The sequence below is a fragment of the Blastococcus mobilis genome (assembly GCF_900188025.1).
GTDB classification, from domain to species: Bacteria; Actinomycetota; Actinomycetes; order Mycobacteriales; family Geodermatophilaceae; genus Blastococcus_B; species Blastococcus_B mobilis.
Genome location: NZ_FZNO01000002.1, coordinates 87,796 through 106,320, shown reverse-complemented (window position 1 = coordinate 106,320; position 18,525 = coordinate 87,796). Strand labels below are relative to the sequence as shown.

14 protein-coding genes are annotated in these 18,525 nt (G+C 73.3%); 5 read left to right on the top strand and 9 right to left on the bottom strand.

Annotation, left to right across the window (positions count from 1 at the left end; genetic code table 11):
- Positions 1-54: 54 nt before the first annotated feature.
- From CHB94_RS02250 to CHB94_RS02240, 3 genes are read left to right on the top strand one after another with little or no spacing between them, the layout of a single operon-like run.
- Positions 55-1,653, top strand: a complete 1,599-nt coding sequence (locus CHB94_RS02250; protein WP_089334970.1) for an FAD-dependent monooxygenase — start codon at positions 55-57, stop codon at positions 1,651-1,653.
- Positions 1,650-3,689, top strand: a complete 2,040-nt coding sequence (locus tag CHB94_RS02245) for an acetate--CoA ligase family protein (protein WP_089334969.1) — start codon at positions 1,650-1,652, stop codon at positions 3,687-3,689. The genes CHB94_RS02250 and CHB94_RS02245 overlap by 4 nt, the downstream gene beginning before the upstream one ends.
- Positions 3,682-5,352: a (2,3-dihydroxybenzoyl)adenylate synthase gene (locus tag CHB94_RS02240; RefSeq protein ID WP_217899135.1), complete on the top strand. Its 1,671-nt coding sequence runs from the start codon at positions 3,682-3,684 to the stop codon at positions 5,350-5,352. The genes CHB94_RS02245 and CHB94_RS02240 overlap by 8 nt, the downstream gene beginning before the upstream one ends.
- A gap of 46 nt (positions 5,353-5,398) precedes the next feature.
- On the opposite strand, the gene CHB94_RS02235 is transcribed toward CHB94_RS02240, so the two are convergent.
- The 5 genes from CHB94_RS02235 to CHB94_RS02215 all read right to left on the bottom strand — a co-directional run bounded on the left by CHB94_RS02235 (position 5,399) and on the right by CHB94_RS02215 (position 9,857).
- The gene (locus tag CHB94_RS02235; RefSeq protein ID WP_089334968.1) at positions 5,399-6,298 is read right to left on the bottom strand and encodes a DMT family transporter; all 900 of its coding nucleotides are present in this window, start codon (positions 6,296-6,298) and stop codon (positions 5,399-5,401) included.
- A 205-nt stretch (positions 6,299-6,503) separates the two neighbouring features.
- Positions 6,504-6,917, bottom strand: coding sequence for a PaaI family thioesterase (locus CHB94_RS02230; RefSeq protein ID WP_089334967.1), 414 nt, complete (start codon positions 6,915-6,917; stop codon positions 6,504-6,506).
- Between the two features lie 231 nt (positions 6,918-7,148).
- Positions 7,149-7,826 (bottom strand): maleylpyruvate isomerase family mycothiol-dependent enzyme, encoded by a 678-nt coding sequence (locus tag CHB94_RS02225; RefSeq protein WP_089334966.1) that lies wholly within the window; start codon positions 7,824-7,826, stop codon positions 7,149-7,151.
- Between the two features lie 43 nt (positions 7,827-7,869).
- Positions 7,870-8,712 (bottom strand): fumarylacetoacetate hydrolase family protein, encoded by an 843-nt coding sequence (locus tag CHB94_RS02220; protein ID WP_089334965.1) that lies wholly within the window; start codon positions 8,710-8,712, stop codon positions 7,870-7,872.
- Entirely contained in the window at positions 8,709-9,857 is a 1,149-nt protein-coding gene (locus CHB94_RS02215) for a cupin domain-containing protein (protein WP_089334964.1), read from the bottom strand. Before CHB94_RS02215 ends, CHB94_RS02220 begins: the two co-directional genes overlap by 4 nt.
- Positions 9,858-10,286: 429 nt before the next feature.
- On the opposite strand from CHB94_RS02215, the gene CHB94_RS02210 reads away from it, so the two are divergent.
- Together CHB94_RS02210 and CHB94_RS02205 are read left to right on the top strand one after the other, a co-directional pair.
- Positions 10,287-12,686: a benzoate-CoA ligase family protein gene (locus tag CHB94_RS02210; protein ID WP_141137401.1), complete on the top strand. Its 2,400-nt coding sequence runs from the start codon at positions 10,287-10,289 to the stop codon at positions 12,684-12,686.
- A 101-nt stretch (positions 12,687-12,787) separates the two neighbouring features.
- On the top strand, positions 12,788-14,299 hold the full coding sequence (locus CHB94_RS02205) for a carboxylesterase/lipase family protein (protein ID WP_217899134.1): 1,512 nt from the start codon (positions 12,788-12,790) through the stop codon (positions 14,297-14,299).
- On the opposite strand, the gene CHB94_RS02200 is transcribed toward CHB94_RS02205, so the two are convergent.
- The 4 genes from CHB94_RS02200 to CHB94_RS02185 are packed head-to-tail and all read right to left on the bottom strand — an operon-like array spanning position 14,296 to position 18,475.
- Complete coding sequence (locus CHB94_RS02200; RefSeq protein WP_089334961.1) at positions 14,296-14,652, bottom strand: hypothetical protein; 357 nt, start codon at positions 14,650-14,652, stop codon at positions 14,296-14,298. The two genes, CHB94_RS02205 and CHB94_RS02200, sit on opposite strands and share 4 nt — an antisense overlap.
- Before the next feature lie 7 nt (positions 14,653-14,659).
- Positions 14,660-15,727 carry a DNA polymerase domain-containing protein gene (locus CHB94_RS02195; RefSeq protein ID WP_089334960.1) on the bottom strand — a complete coding sequence of 356 codons (1,068 nt, stop codon included), beginning with the start codon at positions 15,725-15,727 and terminating at the stop codon, positions 14,660-14,662.
- A 50-nt stretch (positions 15,728-15,777) separates the two neighbouring features.
- Entirely contained in the window at positions 15,778-17,337 is a 1,560-nt protein-coding gene (locus CHB94_RS02190) for an alpha/beta hydrolase (RefSeq protein ID WP_089335137.1), read from the bottom strand.
- Between the two features lie 40 nt (positions 17,338-17,377).
- Positions 17,378-18,475, bottom strand: coding sequence for an ATP-dependent DNA ligase (locus CHB94_RS02185; protein WP_089335136.1), 1,098 nt, complete (start codon positions 18,473-18,475; stop codon positions 17,378-17,380).
- Positions 18,476-18,525: the final 50 nt, after the last annotated feature.

Sequence of the window (18,525 nt, the reverse complement as noted above, 5' to 3'; positions counted from 1 at the left end):
CATGCTGCGGTCGCCGGTCAAACGGATGACACACATGAGTCCCCCGGGAGAGCCATGCGCATCGCGGTGATCGGCGGTGGTCCCGGTGGGCTGTTCGCCGCGGCCCTCGCCCGTGCCTCCGACCCGACCCGCGAGGTCACCGTCTTCGAGCGCAACCGTCCGGAGGACACCTTCGGGTTCGGCGTGGTGTTCTCCGACGCCACGTTGGCCGGCATCCACGACGCCGACCCGGTGCTGCGCACCGCGCTGACCGAGCACGGCGTCCACTGGGATCCGATCGAGGTCCGGCTGCACGGCGAGCGGCTGCTGTGCGGGGGGAACGGCATGGCGGCCGTCGAGCGCCGCATGCTGCTCCATCTGCTCCAGCAGCGCGCGATCGAGGTCGGCGTCGACCTGCGGTTCGCCACCGAGGCCGATCCTGACGGGCTGCTCGCCGCGGGCTACGACCTGGTGGTCGCCGCCGACGGCGCGAACTCCCGCCTTCGCGAGCGGAACGCCCGAGTCTTCGACTCCTGCGTCGAGACGGCGACGGCCAAGTTCATCTGGCTGGGTACGACCTACCCGTTCGACGGGCTGACCTTCGTCCACGAGCGGGGGCCGCACGGGGTCTTCGCCGTCCACGGTTATCCGATCGGCAACGGCGTCTCCACCTTCATCGTCGAGACCGACGAGGACGCCTGGCGGGCCGCCGGACTCGACGAGTTCGACGTAACCCAGCCGCCGGGCCGCAGCGACGAGAAGTCCCACGCCTACCTCCAGGACCTCTTCGCCGAGCAGATCGAGGGCCATCCGCTGCTGGTCAACAACTCGCGGTGGGGCAACTTCCGAACCCGCCGCACCCGGCGCTGGCGGCACCGCGCGGGGAGCACCGCGGTCGCCCTGCTCGGCGACGCCGCGCACACCGCGCACTTCTCGGTGGGCTCCGGCACGAAGATGGCCATGGAGGACGCCGTCGCGCTGGTGGCCGCGCTCGACGACCACGGCGCCGACATCGACGCCGCGCTGGCCGAGTACGAGGCCGTCCGGCAGCCGCAGGTGGCGAAAATCCAGGATTCCGCCCGCCCGAGCCTCTCCTGGTGGGAACACTTCGGCCGATCGCACGACGCGTTGCCTGCCTGGCAGTTCGCCTACCACTTCTTCACCCGCAGCCTGCCCGACGCGAAGCTCCGCCGCCGCGACGACGCCTTCGTCAGCGCCGTCCACGCGCGCTGGCGGGCCGAGCACGGCGCCGGGCCCCTCGAGAGCCCCATCGATGTCGCAGGGCAGCGGCTGCCCGGCCGACTCGTCCCGGTGGCCGGGCGGACCGCCCGGCTGCCGGGCGATCCGCTCCCGCTGCGCGAGCGGCCCCCGGGGGACGGTGGACCCTGGGGGCTGTGGGTCTCCGCGCCCGACGACGAGGCGGACCTGCCCGCGGCCCTCGCGGCGGTCGCCGACGGGGTCGCGGCGGGTGCCGCCCTGGTGGCGGCCGGCGGGGGCACCGCGCTCACCCGGCGGCTGGTGTGCGAGGAGGCGCGGCTCACCCACGGCGCGGTCAGCCTCCTGGTCGAGGACGGGTCGGGGGAGCAGGCGGCCGACGACGCGCTGACCGCCGTCCTCTCCGGCCGGACGGACCTGGTCAGCACGGATCCGCTCGGCGCCGGGGCCGGGCAGTGAGCCGGCTGGACCCGCTGTTCGCCCCGCGGGGCATCGCCGTCGTCGGCGCCTCCCGCGACCCCTCGAAGCTGGGGGCGGTCATGGCCCGGTCGCTCCGCGCGTTCCCCGGCACGGTGGTCGGTGTCAACCCCCGGGATGCCGACCCGGCGGCGGCCCGCTACGCCGGTGTCGCCGAGGCCGCGTCTGCCGCCGGACCGATCGACCTGGCCGTGCTGTGCGTGCCCGCCTCGGTGTCGGCGGCGGCCCTCACCGACGCCGCCGCGGGGGGAGCCCGTGCGGTCCTCGTCTGCTCCGGCGGCTACGCGGAGGCCGGCGGCCCGGGCGTGGCCTACCAGCGCGAGCTCGTCGCGGCGGCCGTGGACGCCGGGATCGCGCTGCTCGGCCCGAACACCTCCGGCTTCCTCGACCCCGCCCGGGCGCTGACCGCCACCTTCGTCCCCGGGGTCGCCTCCGTGCCGCCCGGACCGGTCGCCGTGGTGGCGGCCAGCGGTGGGGTCAACCACGCGCTGGCCTTCCTCCTGGCCGAGGCCGGGCTCGGGGTCTCGCTCGCCGTGGGGCTCGGCAACGCGGTGGACGTGGGCGCCCCCGACGTCCTCGGGCACCTGGCCGCGGACGACCGCACGCGGGTGGTCGCACTGCACGTCGAATCCGTCGACGACGGTCCGGCCCTGGTCGCCGCCGTCCGCGCCGCGAGCGCCCGCGTCCCGGTCGTCGCGCTCGTCGTCGGCCGCAACGACGTCGCCGAGTTCGCCCGCTCCCACACCGGTGCCCTGGCCACCTCCTGGCGGACCACCCGCGCGGCGCTGCGCTCGGCGGGCGCGGTCCTCGTCGACGACGAGCGCGCGCTGGTCGACGCGGTCACCGCCCTGTCGGTCCTGCGGCTGCCGCCGTCCGCCGGTCCCGCCGTCGGGGTGGTCACCGCCCAGGCGGGGCCCGGCCTGCTCCACGTCGACGGGCTCCGCGGGCGCGGCGTGCCCGTCCCCGCGTTCTCGGCCGCGACGGTCTCGCGGCTCGGCGAGCTGCTGCCGCCGCTCACCTACCAGGCCAACCCCGTCGACACCGGCCGACCGGGGCCCGGCTTCGGCTCGGTGCTGGCCGCCGTCGCCGCCGATCCCGGCATCGACCTGGTCAGCGCCTACGCCCTGTCCGAGCCGGACGCGCTGGACCTGCCCGGGGTCGTCGACCCGGCCGCGGGCCCCCTGGTGGTCGGGCTGGGCGGCCCGGCGGAGCAGGTGCGGCCGCAACGGCAGGCACTGCGGGACCTCGGCGTCCCTTCCCTCACGAGCCCTGCGGCCCTCACCACCGCGGTCGTCGCGCTGATCGACGACGCCCGGGCGCAGGCCAGGGCATCCGCCGCGCCTCCCGTGGCACCGGCCGTCGTCGACCTTCCGAGCGGGGAACTCGACGAGGACGCCGCGAAGACGCTGCTCGGCCGGCTCGGCGTGCGCACCCCGCCGCGGCGGGCCTGCCACGACCGCGCGGCGGCGCACCGGGCCCTGGCCGAGTTGCCCGGCCCGCTCGCGGTCAAGCTGCTCGACGCGCGGGTGGTCCACAAGTCCGACGTCGGCGGTGTGCACCTCGGCGTCCGCGACGCAGTCGAGCTCGACGCCGCGCTCGACGCCCTCGAGGGGCTCGGCGCCGGACGGTTCCTGCTGGAGTCCATGGCGCCGCCCGGGGTCGACCTCCTGGCCGGCGCCTCGCGGGACGCCGTGTTCGGTCCGATCGTCCTGCTGGGTCTGGGCGGCGTGGTCGCCGAGGCGCTGGCCGACGTCGCCGTGGCCCCGGCGACGGGAAGCCCGGAGGACGCCGGTGCGCTCGCCGACGAACTGGCCGGGCGGGCCCTGCTCGACGGCTTCCGGGGCGGCCCGGTCGCGGACCGGGCCGCGCTCGGCGCGGTGCTGGTGGCCCTCGGTGGGGTTCTCCTGGCCCGTCCCGAGCTGGAGTCCGTCGAGATCAATCCGCTGCGGGTCACCGTCGACGGGCTGATCGCCCTCGACGCCGTCGTCACGCTGCGCGAGGAGGAGCACCGTGTCTGAGCCCTTCCGACCGACGCCGATCGCCGCGGGGGTCGTCCCGTGGCCCGACGACGTCGCCGCCGCCTACGCCGAGCGGGGATGGTGGCGCGGGCTCTCGCTGGGCGAGGAGCTGTGGGCCGCCGCCGACCGCCGCCCCGACGCGGTGGCCGTCGTCGACGGGGACCTGCGGCTCACCTACCGGTCGCTGACCACCCGCTCCGACGCGGCCGCGAGCCGGCTCGCCGACCTCGGGCTCGAGCGGGGCGACCGGATCGTGGTCCAGCTGCCCAACTGCTGGCAGTTCGTCGTCCTCACGCTCGCCTGCCTGCGCGCCGGCGTCGTCCCCGTCATGGCGCTGCCCGCCCATCGCCGCCACGAGCTGGCCTACCTCGCCGAGCACAGCGAGGCCGCCGCCCTCGCCGTCCCCGGCGAGCTGCGCGGCTTCGACCACCAGGCCATGGCGGTGCAGCTGGTGGCGGAGTCGGCCGGCCTGCGGCACGTGCTGGTGGTCGGCGACGACGTCCGCCCCGGCTCCGTGGACCTCACCGCGCTCTGTGCCGAACCGGAGGACGAGGTCCGGTCCCGATGGGACGCCGATCCGCCGGGCAGCCGCGAGGTGGCGGTGTTCCTGCTCTCCGGCGGGACCACGGGGCTGCCGAAGCTCATCGCCCGCACCCACGACGACTACGGCTACAACGCCCGCGCCAGCGCCGAACTCTGCGGCCTCGACGAGGACACCGTCTACCTGACGTCCCTGCCGGCGTCGCACAACTTCCCGCTGGCCTGCCCGGGGATCCTCGGCACGCTGCTGACCGGTGGGCGGGCGGTCATGCTCGGATCACCCGAACCGGAGCGGACCTTCGCCGTGATCGCGGCGGAGGGCGTGACCACGACCGCGGCCGTCCCGGCGGTGGCGCAGCGCTGGTTGGCTCATGCCGAGGAGCACGGCGCCGGGGAGCTGGGCTCCCTCCGCCTGCTCCAGGTGGGGGGCGCCCGGCTCGCCGACGAGGTCGCCCGGCGGATCCGGCCGGTGCTCGGCGCGACGCTGCAGCAGGTGTTCGGGATGGCCGAGGGGCTGCTCAACTACACCCGGCTCGACGATCCCGACGACGTCGTCTGCGCCACCCAGGGCCGTCCGCTGAGCCCGGGCGACGAGGTGCGGATCGTGGACGAGGCCGACCGGGACGTCCCCGACGGCGTCCCCGGCTCGCTGCTCACCCGGGGCCCGTACACCCCGAGGGGCTACTACCGGGCGGCGGAGCAGAACGCCCGCGCGTTCACCGCGGACGGCTGGTACCGCAGCGGGGACGTCGTGCGGCGCCGGCCGGACGGCAACCTCGTCGTCGAGGGCCGGGACAAGGACATGATCAACCGGGGTGGCGAGAAGATCAGCGCCGAGGAGGTCGAGAACCTCGTCTACCGACTGCCGGAGGTGGCGCAGGTCGCCGCGGTGGCGATGTCCGACGCCGAGCTGGGGGAGCGGGTGGCGCTCTACGCCGTCCTCAAGCCGGGGGCGACGCTGACCCTCGAGGACGTCCGGACGGCGATGGCGGCCGCCGACGTGGCCCGCTACAAGTGGCCCGAGCGACTCGAGGTCGTCGACGACCTGCCCACGACCAAGGTCGGGAAGATCGACAAGAAGGCGCTCCGCGAGGACCTGGCGACCCGGCTCGCCGCCGGGTGACCGTCGCCCCCGCCGTTCCGGGAGTCGGAGGGGCGGCGCCCCGTCGTCACCGTTTCCGGGGCGGCACGACGACGAGTGCGACGCCCACCGCGGTGACGACGATCCCGACGAGCGAGAGCGCGGTCACCCGCTCGCCGAAGAGCAGGTACGCCTCGACGGCGACCGCCGGCGGCACGAGGTAGTACAGGCTCGAGACCCCGGCAGCACTGCCGCGACGCAGGAGCAGGAGCAGCAGCAGGACGGCGCCCAGGGACAGGACGACGACGAGCCAGACGAAGGCGGCCACGAACTCGCCGGTCCATCGGATCGTCATGTCCTCGGTGGCGGCCGCGACCGCCAGCAGCAGTGCCCCGGCCGCCACGTACTGCACCGCCGTTCCCCAGACCAGCGGGATACCGTCCCCGTGCCGCTTCTGGAAGACGGTGCCGAGCGTGCCCGACGCGAGGGCCACCACGCAGGCGACCAGTCCGGGGATCGAGAGGGGCTCGGCCGAGCCGGCACGGGCCAGCCCGGGGCCGACCACCAGGGCCACCCCCGCCACGCCGAGCGCGAGGCCCGCCCACTGCCGCGGCGTCGGGTGCTCGCCGAGCACCCGGCTGGCGAGGACGGCTGTGAGGACCGGCTGCAGGCTCACCACGACTGCGGAGACCCCGGCCGGGATGCCGAGCGAGATCGCGTAGAAGACCCCGCCGAGGTAGCCCGCGTGCAGGAGGATCCCGGCCACTGCGGCTCTGCCGTACTGCGGCCGGGAGACCATGCCGGCCGAACGGAGGACGACTGCGATCAGGGCGAGCAGCACCGCGGCCAGCGCGAGGCGGACGCCGAGGAAGGTGAAGGGCTCGGCGTAGGGCAGGCCGTACTTGGCGCCGACGAAGCCGGTGCTCCAGAGCAGGACGAACAGGGCCGGGCCGCCGACCGACTGGACACGCGAGGTCGCAGCGGTCACCGGGCGAGGTGGTGCGCAGGAGCTGACACCGCGTCAGTCTCTCGCACTACGCAACGCTTGACTCGGGACTCGAGCCTGTAGGACGTCCGAGCCGGGTCCTGACCGGCGTGGCTCTCTGCCGAGCGAGATCCGCCCGACTCGGCCGCTGTGGACCCGGCTCGTGGGTTCCGCTCGCGACGTGCGTCGAGACGACGGATGCCGCGGATCAGGCGTCGCGGGCGGGTCGCACCATGCAGGTCAGGCGAGCGCTGGCGGTCGACCGACCTCGGTCGTCGACGACCTCGATGACGAAGGTTGCGAGCGGAAGCTCGGACCCGACGGGTGTGCAGACCGCCGTGACGTGCCCGGACGTGGCGGAGAGAAGGTAGGTGGCATTCAGCTCGATGCCCACCACGTGAGCGCCGGGCCCCGCTGCCAAGGCGGCCGCGTACGACCCCACGGTCTCGACCAGGCTGCACGTCGCTCCGCCGTGGAGCAGGCCGTAGGGCTGGGTGTTGCCCTCGACGGGCATCCGGGCCACGACTCGGTCGGGATTCCAGTCGATGATCTCGATGCCGAGCTTCTCGTCCAGGGCACTCGTCACGTCCTCGGGGAACCAGGCCGGCGCTTCGGTGGTCATCGGGGGACCCTAGCTGGCCGAGCCCCCACCGCTCCCGCCTCTCCGGGGACCACCCGGCGCAGCTCCTGACCGGCGTCGATGACCTCGGGAACCCGGACTCTCCGGAGGACGGGACGAAGTGTTCGCGGCGGTCTCTCAGGAGATGTTCCCGGCAAGCCTGCGCGTCCCCGGACGGCGCCTGCCCGGCACCTGGTGGGGTCTGATGGACGGTGGTACCGCGGAGAGAGGGGCCTACAGCCAGGGCGGAAGATCGGGAACCGCACCGGTCGGGCTCGTCACGTCGGCTCCGGGGCGCCCGGCGAGGTAGGCCGCGACGCCGTCGAGTGATCCGTGGACCTCGATGGGCTGGTCCCGCCCCGGCATCGACCACACGTGCCGGCCGCCGTCGGCGGCGAGGGCGAGGGCCGGCTGCTCGCCGTTCGATCGACGCGCGACGATGTCGTGGACGAGTGCGAGAACGAAACCCTCGGGCAGGTCGTCGAAGGTCAGGGTCGGGTCGAGGTCCAGCGCGTGCACCATGACCTCCCGCGCGCGCAACCACGGGATCTCGGTGGCCGCGACCTCGCGCCCCTGGGCGGTGCGGACGCGCCGTGACCACTGCTCGTCGGTGAGCGCACGCAGGACGGAGGAGAGCCGCTCCGAGGAGGCGGCCGCCCACCGGCGCAGTTCGTCCGGTGGGCGTCGGGAGCCGTCCTCGATGTCCGCGTTCCGCTGTCCCCGGGAGGAGTACATCGGCGTCTCCTCACCGGTGGCGGCCCAGTGCGCCAGGTTCACCAGCGCCTCGGCGTTGGCGGCCACGTGGGCCACCAGGTGCCGACCGGTCCAGCCCGGTAGCGCGGTGGGACCGGCGAGTGCGTCGTCCTCGATGCGGGCGAGGCTGTCCAGGAAGACCGACGTGCCCTCGTCCATCCGAGCCTGGGTCGTCGCGGCGTCGCGGCGTCGCGCATCGCCGTCACGCCGGGATGTCGGCGACGACCATGTTCTCGCACCGACCCAGGCCGGTGATCTCGGTGGTCAGCACCTGGCCGACCTCCAGGTAGCGGGCGGGCTTGCGGGCGTGGCCGACGCCACCAGGGGTGCCGGTGGCGATCACGTCGCCGGGCCGCAGCGAGACGATCGTGGAGACGTACTCGACCAGCGCGACCGGGTCGAACAGCAGGTCGGCGGTGGTGTCCTTCTGCACCGTCTCGCCGTCGATCCTGGTCGTGATCTCCAAGGCGGGGCGGACGCCGCCGGGCAGCTCGTCCGGGGTGACCAGGTACGGACCCAGGGGCGTGGTGGCTTCCCAGTTCTTGCCCTGCAGCCACTCTCGGGTCCGGAACTGCCAGTCCCGGCAGGTGACGTCATTGAGCACCGCGAAGCCCGCGATCGCCTGCTCGGCGTCGGCGCCGCGTGCCCGGCGGACGCGGGTGCCGATGATCACCGCCAGTTCGCATTCCCAGTCGAACGCGTCGGTCTCCGGCGGCTTGACGATGTCGTCGTTCGCACCGACGAGGGTGTCGACGAACTTGCTGAACAGCGTCGGGTACTCGGGCAGCTCCCGGCCCATCTCGAGGATGTGGTTGCGGTAGTTGAGCCCGACGCAGACGATCTTGCCGGGGCGCGGGACGACCGGAGCGAAGGCCGCGCCCCGAACCTCGGGGACCGGCTCCGTCGCGGCCGTCGCGCGCTCCTCCCACCCCGGGGTGCCGAGAAGGACGCCGAGGTCGGCTGCGCCCAGGTCGACGAGACGATCGTCCTCGACGCGCACCGCGCGGGTGCGCCCGTCGAGGGTGCGGATGGTGGCCAGCTTCATCCTTCGGCGCCTTCCACGGAGACGCGGTCGAGGTGCAGTGCCTCGAAGATCGGGGTGTCGCTGAACCGGAAGAGGTCCAAGGCGCCGGAGTCGGAGTCGGAGGTGCCGGCTTCGGAATGGACGGACAGCGGCTGCCACGACGGGACGACGAACAGGTCGCCGCGTGAGACGCGCCAGGACGAGTCGCCGACGGTGACGGTGCCGCTGCCGTCGAAGACCTGGAACACCGAGGACCCGGCTTCGCGACGCGGGGCGGTCTCGGCGCCGCGGCGGACGCGGTGCATCTCGGCCCGGATCGTCGGCAGGACGTCCCCGCCGGTGGTCGGGTTGGTGTAGCGGACGGCGGCGTGGCCCGGCTCCACCGTGCCCGGGTAGCCCTCGGCCTCCAGCGCGAGTTGGTCGGTGAGCGCGGCGTCGGTGTCGGCCCATCGGTAGTTGAGCAGCGGGGTGCCGGGAGTGGTGCCCGGTACGGAGACCGGGCGCAGGCCGGGGTGACCCCACAACCGCTGCGAGCGGGAGCGCTCCGGCGTGGTCCGCTCCTGCTCGCTGATCTGTTCGCGGCCGAACTCGAAGAACTGTGACTCCGAGGTGTACTGGAACGGGATGTCCAGGCCGTCGATCCACGCCATCGGCCGGTCGGCGGCGTTGTGGTGCGCGTGCCAGTTCCAGCCGGCCTGCGGCAGGAAGTCGCCGCGATTCATCGGCACCGGATCCCGGCCGACCACGGTCCACACCCCCGCGCCCTCGACGACGAAGCGGAAGGCGTGCTGCGTGTGCCGGTGCTCGGGAGCGTCCTCGCCGGGCATCAGGTACTGGATCGCCGCCCACAGGGTGGGGGTGGCGTAGGGCTTGCCGCCCAGCGCGGGGTTGGCCAGCGCGATCGCCCGGCGCTCACCGCCACGGCCGACGGGCACGAGATGTCCCGCCCGGTCGGCGAGCTCCACCAGGTTCTGCCAGCGCCACACGTGCGGTACGGCACGGGACCGGGGGTGAACCGGCATGAGGTCGCCGATCTCGGTCCACAACGGGACGAGCAGCTCCTGCTCGAACCCGCGGTACAGCTGCTCCAGCTCGGGCGTGGGAGTCGGCTGGTCGGGTGCATCGACGGCGGTCAGCGAGACAGGCGACGCGAGTTGCTGGGCCATGAAGGGAGTCCTCCTCGACGGGTGGTCGATCCTCCGACGTTCCGACGCCGTGGGGAACAGTTTTCCGCTGTGCAGGATCGCCGTGCCTGCGCAATCGACGGTCGAGCTGCTCGCCGGTCGCGGCCGGACCGACGTCTGGCGCGGTCTTGACTGCGTTCAGCATTGCGCGTACCAACCGAGGAGCCGGGATGGACGGCGTCGGTTGGTACGGGCAGGGCGACGTTCCGCGCGCCGCCTACGCCCACACCGCACCGCTGCCGACCGGGGACGCCGCCACCGCGGCCGTTCCGACCTGGGACTCTCCATGAGCGTCGAGGTCAGGGAGCTCGCGATGGTGCCAGCGGTCGGCCGTACTTCCCAGGAGGCTGCGGCGCCGGAGCGCGCGGCCGAGCCGGCGTCGGCCCCTCCCTCGGCCTAGCGGGACCCCCGGTGCAGACGGCGCGCATCAACGGTGCCACGCTCGAGTACGAGATCCGCGGCTCGGGGGAACCGGTCCTGTTCGTCCACGGCAGCCACATCGCCCGCTCGTTCCTGCCGCTGGTGACCCGCCCGGAGCTGGCCGAGCGGTACATGCTCATCCGCTACCACCGCCGGGGTTTCCTGGGCAGCTCGCCGGTGCAGGGGCCGGTGACCATCGCCGACCAGGCCGCCGACGCCCGGGCGCTGCTCGACCACCTGGACGTGCAGCGGGCCCACGTCGTCGGCCATTCCTACGGCGGGACGATCGCGCTGCAGCTCGCCGCCGACCATCCGGAGCGGGTGCAGTCCTTGGTGCTGCTCGAGGCGGCGCTGCTGTCCGTGCCCGGCGGCCGGGCGGTCGTCGATCTGGTCCGGGCCGCCGGGGAGCGATACCGGCTGGGTGACTGGGAAGCGGCCCAGGACCTGTTCCTCGGCAGCCCGGAGGAGCGGGCCGCCGTCGCACAGAACGTGCCCGGTGCGCTCGAGCAGAGCCTGCGCGACACCGACACCTACTTCGGCGTGGAGGCCCCGGCGCACGAGGCCTGGCGGTTCGGCGCCGAGGAGGCGTGCCGGATCCGGGCCCCCCTCCTGTTCGTCCGCGGCTCCCGCAGCTCAGCCCTCTACGAGCAGTGCTACGAGCAGATCCGCGAGTGGCTGCCGCAGACCGAGCGGACTGTGCTGGAGGGCGCCACGCACCTGCTGCACATCCAGCAGCCGACCAGCGCCGCCCGGATCCTGCTGGACTTCCTGGGCCGCCATCCCCTCGCCGTCGGAGGCTCTCCCGCTGCCCGGTGGCTGAGCCAGGCCGACCACTACAACGCCGCGGTCGACCTGCTCGACGGCAACCTGGACCTGGGCCGAGGGGACAAGACCGCCGTCCGGACCCCCGAGGGGGAGTGGACCTACGGGGAGGTGGCCGCGGCCGCCAACCGGGTGGGCAACGCGCTGAGCGAGCTCGGCGTGGAGCCGGAGAACCGGGTGCTGATCGCCCTGCCGGACGGCGTGCAGTTCGCGACGACGTTCTTCGGCGCGGTCAAGACCGGTGCGGTGCCGGTCCCGGTGCCCCCGAGCCTCGCCCCGGACGCCTACGCGTTCCTGCTCACCGACAGCCGCGCCAAGGTGGCGGTCGTCGACGCGTCGACCGCGCTCGCCGTGCGGACGGCGGTGCGCGACCTGGGTGCCACCCGCCCGTGCCGGCTGGTCGTCGTCGGTGAGACCGAACCCGTGCCCGGCGAGTCCGACTTCGCCGAGATCACCGCGGCGGCCGACGACCGGCTCGAGCCAGCGGACACCGTGGCCGAGGACATGGCCTTCTGGCTGTACAGCTCCGGGACCACCGGGCGCCCCAAGGCGGTCGTGCACCTGCAGAGCCACATGCGTTTCTGCGCCGACGCCTACGCCCGGCCGGTCCTCGGCCTGGACGAGTCCGACGTGACCTTCTCCGTCTCCAAGCTCTCCTTCGCCTACGGCCTGGGCGGGGGGCTGTACCTGCCGTTCGCGGTAGGCGCCACGTCGGTCCTGCTGGACGCGCCGGCGCAGCCACGCATGGTGGCCGAGGTCGTGCGGCGATTCCGGCCCTCGGTCCTGTTCGGTGTTCCCACCGGCTACGCCAACACCCTCGCCGCCGGGTCCAGCTCCTCGGGGCCGGCCGACTTCCGCGGCATCCGGGTCTGCGTGTCGGCCGGCGAGTCGCTGGCCGGCTCGCTGCTGCACCGCTGGAAGGAGGCCACCGGCCTGGACATCCTCGACGGCATCGGCGCCACCGAGACCTGCCACATCGTGATCTCCAACCGCCTCGACGACATCCGACCGGACTGCCTGGGCACGGTGGTCGACGGCTACGAGGCCAGAGTGGTCGACGAGCACGGCGAGGTCGTGCCACCGGGCACGACCGGAACGCTGCTCGTCCGAGGCGGCTCGCTGGCGCCGTTCTACTGGCGGCAGTTCGGGCTCAGCAGGCAGACGATGACGGGGGAGTGGTTACGGACCGGCGACGTCGTCGTGGAGGACGACTCCGGCCACTTCTCCTTCCTGGGCCGCGAGGACGACATGCTCAAGGTCGGCGGCATGTGGGTCAGCCCGGTGGAGATCGAGTCGGTGCTCAGCCAGGACGAGCGGGTCGCCGAGTGCGCCGTCGTCGGCGTGCCCGACCGGGACAAGCTGATCAAGCCGGAGGCGTTCGTGGTGCTCGACGGGGTCGCCCCCTCGGACGCGCTCTCGGTCACCCTGCGCCAGCAGGTGCGCCAGCGCCTCGGTGGCAACAAGACCCCACGGACCTTCCACTTCGTGTCCGAGCTGCCGCGCACGGATGCGGGAAAGGTGCAGCGGTCCCGGCTGCGCGAGCAGGCGCTGCTGGGAGTCGCGGGCTGACGGCCGACGGTGCCTGGCCGCCTCCTCCGGCGAAGCCGGCCGCTCCGCCGTCCACCCAGGTGTGAACCGACGGAACCGGTGGCACTGCTGCACCCGTGGAGGTGACCTTCCGGACCCGGGCCGGACTCCTGCGCGGCCTGCGTGATCCCGCCGGTGGCGCCGTCCTCCGCGGCGTCCCGTTCGCCGCGCCTCCCTTCGGCCCGCGCCGATTCCGGGCGCCGTCCCTGCCGGTGCCCTGGTCCGGCGTCCGGGACGCGACCCGGTTCGGCCCCCGCCCGCCGCAGCCCATCTGGGGGAGCGACCGGCCTGCCCGGCCGGCGCGCGCTCCTGACTGTCTGACGCTCAACGTCTGGACCCCGGATCCGACCACCCGGGGACTGCCCGTGCTCGTGTGGATCTACGGCGGCGCCTACGAGCACGGGTCCGCTGACGACCCGGTCCTCGACGGGACGCGGCTGGCGCGGGAAGGGGTCGTGGTCGTGACCTTCAACTACCGCGTCGGATTCGAGGGCTTCGGCCATCTGCCCGACGTTCCCGACAACCGGGGCCTGCTCGATCAAGTCGCGGCCCTGCGCTGGGTGCAGGACAACATCACCGTCGTCGGCGGCGACCCGGACAACGTGACCGTATGCGGTTCCTCCGCAGGCGGGGGATCGGTGGTGGCGCTGGCCACCATGCCGTCCGCACGGGGGCTGTTCCGCCGCTGCATCGCTCAGAGCGTCCCCGGCCTGTTCTACCCGCCGGAGTTGGCCTCCCGGGTCACCAGACGGGTCGCCACCGCGGCGGGGGTCTCCCCGCGCACCGAGGAACTGGCGGCCCTCGCTCCGCAGCAGCTGGCCAACACCTCCGCCGAGGTCATCGCCGCGCTCGAGGACGCGCCGCAGGCCTGGGGCGTGCTGCACTACGCCACCACGCCGTACTTCCCGATCATCGACGGTGAGGTGCTCCCCGCGTCGCCGTTCGACGCCCTGGGCGACGGCGCCGCCGCCGACCTGGATCTTCTGGTCGGCTACAACCGGGATGAGTACCAGATGATGCTCGAGTCGGCTGGTCGGCGCGGCCGGCAGGGGATGCAGGATGTGTTCCGGGCCGCCGTCACGCTGTTCTCCGGGGGCGCCGCAGCGGAGGACTACGGGCGGGCCTACCGCGGACTGGCCGGCCCCGACCTGTACTCCGTGTTGTGCTCGGACTGGCTGTTCCGGATGCCGACCCTCGATGCAGCCGACGGGCATGCCGGTGCCGGAAGCGTGCAGGGGCGAACCTTCGCCTACGAGTTCGCGTGGCCCAGTCCGGTGGCCGGCGGTGCGCTCGGGGCCTGCCACGCCCTTGAGATCCCGTTCGTCTTCGGCACGCTCGACACCCCGTTCGCCCGCGCGTGGCTGGGGCGGACCGGGGAGCCGGAGGAGGAGTTGTCGGCCCGGATGAGAGCCGCCTGGACGGCGTTCGCGGCCACCGGCGACCCGGGGTGGTCGAGCTACCGCCCCGGCGAGGCTCTGACCCGGGTGTGGGCTGCGCGCGACAGCATGGTTGCCGACCCTCTGGCGGCCTCACGACGGATCTGGCGGCGGCACCGTCCGGCGCACACGCCGCCGGCACTGCAGAGGCCCGGTTAGGCCGGCGGCGGACTGCTCGTCCGACGCCGCACCACGAGCAGGGCCGTTGCTGCGGCTCCGGCAGCGATGATCCCGAGGAGGGTGCCGACCGCGTCCGCCTGCACCGCGCCGACCTCTGGCAGTGCGGTGCCGTACAGCGTCTCGCACGACGTCTGGCCACCCAGTTGCTCCGGAGTGCCGAGTGGCGTCGATGCCGTCGCGGTGACGCACTTCGCCGGCATGAACACCAGGAATGCCCCCACGATCGAACCCAGGACGAGGAACCGGGTGCGGACCCGGCCGGGTGCGAAGCTGGCGAGCGCTCCCAGCATGGAGCACGCCAGCAGGAGCAGGACCGCCGTCGCCCAGCTCATGGCCTCGTTATCCGTCTGTGCTGGTGGGACGCCTGGCGCGGCTGGGCTGGACGCGCATCGGCTCGCCGGGCATCTTCGGGTAGTCCGGTGGATAGGGCAGGTCGCCGAGGCCCGCGTCCCTCTCCTGCCGCTCGGCCAGCTCCAGCAGCGGCTCGATGCCGAAGGCGTGCTCCGCCAGCCCCGCGTGCTTGTCGCCGACCTTCCGGAAGCGGTCGGGCATCGTCAGGACGTCGAAGTCGAACGGTGAGACGTCGGGCAGCTCGTCCCAGTCCAGCGGTGCCGAGACCGGAGCGTGCGGCTTGGGCCGGATGGAGTAGGCCGAGGCGATCGTGCGGTCCCGGGCCATCTGGTTGTAGTCGATGAAGATCTTCTCGCCGCGCTCCTCCTTCCACCACGACATCGTCACGCGGTCGGGCAGGCGGCGTTCCAGTTCGCGGCCGAACGCGATCACCGCGCGCCGCACCTCGGTGAAGGTCCACCGCGGCTGGATCGGCACGTAGATGTGCACGCCGCGACCGCCGGAGGACTTCGGCCAGCCCTGCATCCCGAACTCGGCGAGCAGTTCCCGCGCGTGCGGGGCCACCCAGACGGCGTCGGAGAAGTCGGTGCCCGGCTGCGGGTCGAGGTCGATGCGGATCTGGTTCGGTGACTCGACGTCGGTCTTGTCGACCGGCCACGGGTGGAAGGTCAGCGTGCCCAGGTTGGCGCACCAGGCGACCACCGCCACCGAGTCGGGCGCGATCTCGTCCGCCGTCCGCCCGCTGGGGAAGGTGATGTGCGCCGTCGGCACCCACTCGGGGGCGTTCTTGGGCACCCGCTTCTGGTAGAACGCGTCGCCGGTGTTGTCCACGCGGGTCGAGATGCGGGCACCCTCGAAGACCCCGCCCGGCCACCGCTCGAGGGTCGTCGGCCGGTCCTTGAGTGCGAAGAGGATCCCCTCGCCGACCGCGACGAAGTACTGGACGACGTCGATCTTGCGGATCCCGCGCTCGCCGAAGTACGGCTTCTCCGGGTTGGAGACGCGCACCTCGTGGCCGTCGATGTCGAGGACGACGGCGTCCTTGCTGCTGGCCATCAGGTGCTCTCCCTTACCGCGGGTGGGCCTTCACGAAGGAAGGGGGAGTGTCACGCAGGGCAGGTGAGTCCGTCCATCGGCACCGTGAGGTCGATCAGGTACGCGTTCACCGCCGCGGTGACGCAGTCGGTCTTGGGGTAGGCGGTGTGGCCCTGCCCCTGCCAGGTGAGCAGCACCCCGGAGTCCAGGTCCTCGGCCAGGTCGACCGCCCCCGGCAGCGGGGTGACCGGGTCGCCGGAGTTGCCCACCACGAGGATCGGCGCGCTGCCCGCGGCGTCGCGCTGGGGCAGCGGGGTGCGCTCGGCCTCCCACACCGAGCAGGTGTAGAGCCCGACCGCCGAGCCGGCGCCGAAGAGCGGGTACTTCGCGTTCCACTCGGCGGCCAGGTCGCGCACCTGTCGCGCCTCGAACCGTTCGTCGGTGTCGGCGCAGTTGATGGCGATGTTGGCGTCGATGAGGTTCGAGTAGGTGCCGTCCTCCAGGCGCCCGGAGAAGCTGTCGGCGAGGGAGAACAGCCCCTTGGAGTCGCCGGCCTGGGCGGCGGCGAGCCCCTGGGCGAGCTGCGGCCAGGAGCCGGTGTCGTAGAGACCGGCCTGGATGGCGGTGAGCACCACGCCGGGGGTGGCCTGACGGGTCTCGCCGGGCTCGCTGCTGGGGATCGGGGCCTGCCCGGCCTGGCCGAGCACCTGCTCGACGAACTGCCGCGGCTCCGCCCCGAGCGGGCAGCCGGCCAGCAGGCCGGTGCAGTTCGCCGCGAAGGCGTCGAAGCCGGCCTCGAACGCGGCAGCGCGCGCCTCGGCGTCCTCCATGGCGGCGCCGTCGGGGTCGACCGCGGCGTCGAGCACCAGGGCGCGCACCTTGTCCGGGAAGAGCTCGGCGTACGTGGACCCGAGCGTGGTCCCGTAGGAGTAGCCGAGGTAGGTCAGCTGCTCGTCACCCAGTGCCTCGCGCAGCCGGTCCATGTCCCGGGCCGTGTCGACGGTGTTGAAGGTGCCCAGGGCGTCGCCGTACTCCTCGGCGCAGCCGTCGGCCGTTTCCTGGGCGAGGGCGAAGGCGGCGTCGAGCTGCTCGTCACTGACCGGCCGTGGCTCGGCGGCGACGATCTCGTCCTTCCTCTCGCCGGGGATGCACTCGACCGGCGTCGACAGCCCCACCCCTCGCGGATCGAACCCGACGATGTCGAAGCGGCCGAGGACCTCCTCGGGAAGGGTGAGGGCCAGGCCGATGGCTGCGTCGGCGCCGGACGCGCCCGGCCCGCCGGGGTTGACCACCAGCGAGCCGATGCGGTCGGTCTGGGTGCCACTGACCACCCGGACCAGGAAGAGCGGCAGCGTCGCACCCTGCGGCTCCTCGTAGCTGATCGGCACCTCGGTGCGGCCGCACTCGAACGAGAGGTCGCGGTCGCTGCCGGGCTGGCCGGCGACGAGCTGCTGGATCTCCTCGTTGCAGTCGGTCCAGTCGATCGGGGCGGCCTTCGGCTCCGGTGCCGCCGACGTGGTGGTGGCGGCCTCCTCGCCGACCGTGTCGGTGAAGGACGCGCAGCCTGCCAGCACCAGGCTCAGGGCGAGCAGGGTCGACGGAACGGTCAGCCGGCCGCGGTGCAGACGCATGATCACGAGCGTAGGAGCCCTGCGGGCGCGCTGCAGTCGATCATTCCCGATCGGGCGACCCGCCACCGGCCAGAACCTCGCCGAGGTCGTACCGCACAGGGACGTCGAGCTGGTCGTAGGTGCAGCTCAGCGCGTCGCGATCCGGCCTCCAGCGGAGGAACTGGCCGGTGTGACGAAGACGACGCCCTTCGAGCTGGTCGTACTTGATCTCCACGACCAGTTCCGGGCGCAGCGGCACCCACGACAGGTCCTTCTTCGCGTTCCAGCGGCTGACCGCGCCGGGCATCCGGTGCTCGCCCTCCAGCGCGCTCGTGTCCGCGTTCGCCCAGTCCTTCCAGGGGTGGTTCTCCAGCGCGTTCTCGCGGTACGGGGCGAGCTCCTCGACGAGCTCGGCCCGGCGGGTCATCGGGAAGGACGCCGCGACGCCGATGTGCTGCAGGTCGCCGGCGTCGTTGTAGAGCCCGAGCAGCAGGGAGCCCACGATCGGGCCGCTCTTGTGCCAGCGGAACCCGGCGACCACGCAATCGGCGGTGCGCACGTGCTTGACCTTGGCCATCAGCCGCTGATCGGGGCCGTAGGGGAGGTCCGCCGCCTTGGCGACGACGCCGTCGAGGCCCGCGCCCTCGAACGTCTGGAACCAGCGCTCCGCGGTGGCGACGTCCTCGGTGATGGCGGTGATGTAGACCGGCGGCCGGGCTCCGTCCAGCGCGGCCCGCAACCGGGCCCGCCGCTCGCTGAAGGGAACCTCGAGCAGCGACTCGTCCCCGAGCGCGAGCAGGTCGAAGGCGACGAAGGAGGCCGGTGTCTGCTCGGCGAGGAGGTCGACCCTCGACTGGGCGGGATGGATGCGCTGGAGCAGGTCCTCGAAGTGCAGCCGATCCCCGCGGGGGACGACGATCTCGCCGTCGACGACGCACTTGTCGGGCAGGTTCGCCTTGACCGCCTCCACCACCTCCGGGAAGTAGCGGGTCAGCGGGCGCTCGTTGCGGCTGCCCAGTTCCACCTCGTCGCCGTCGCGGAAGACGATGCAGCGGAACCCGTCCCACTTGGGCTCGTAGAAGAGGCCGTCACCGATCGGGAGCTTGGTCGCGGCCTTCGCCAGCATCGGCTTCACCGGCGGCAGCACGGGGAGATCCATGCGGTCAGTCAAGCAGTCCGAGCCGCGGTCGATCATGATCCCTGCCCTCA

Coding starts and splice junctions, on each gene's coding strand:
- CHB94_RS02195 (WP_089334960.1), bottom strand. CDS start 15,727: ATGGCCAGCAGCAAGGACGCCGTCGTCCTCGACATCGACGGCCACGAG.
- CHB94_RS02230 (WP_089334967.1), bottom strand. CDS start 6,917: ATGACCACCGAAGCGCCGGCCTGGTTCCCCGAGGACGTGACGAGTGCC.
- CHB94_RS02185 (WP_089335136.1), bottom strand. CDS start 18,475: ATGGATCTCCCCGTGCTGCCGCCGGTGAAGCCGATGCTGGCGAAGGCC.
- CHB94_RS02200 (WP_089334961.1), bottom strand. CDS start 14,652: ATGAGCTGGGCGACGGCGGTCCTGCTCCTGCTGGCGTGCTCCATGCTG.
- CHB94_RS02215 (WP_089334964.1), bottom strand. CDS start 9,857: ATGGCCCAGCAACTCGCGTCGCCTGTCTCGCTGACCGCCGTCGATGCA.
- CHB94_RS02190 (WP_089335137.1), bottom strand. CDS start 17,337: ATGCGTCTGCACCGCGGCCGGCTGACCGTTCCGTCGACCCTGCTCGCC.
- CHB94_RS02250 (WP_089334970.1), top strand. CDS start 55: ATGCGCATCGCGGTGATCGGCGGTGGTCCCGGTGGGCTGTTCGCCGCG.
- CHB94_RS02220 (WP_089334965.1), bottom strand. CDS start 8,712: ATGAAGCTGGCCACCATCCGCACCCTCGACGGGCGCACCCGCGCGGTG.
- CHB94_RS02225 (WP_089334966.1), bottom strand. CDS start 7,826: ATGGACGAGGGCACGTCGGTCTTCCTGGACAGCCTCGCCCGCATCGAG.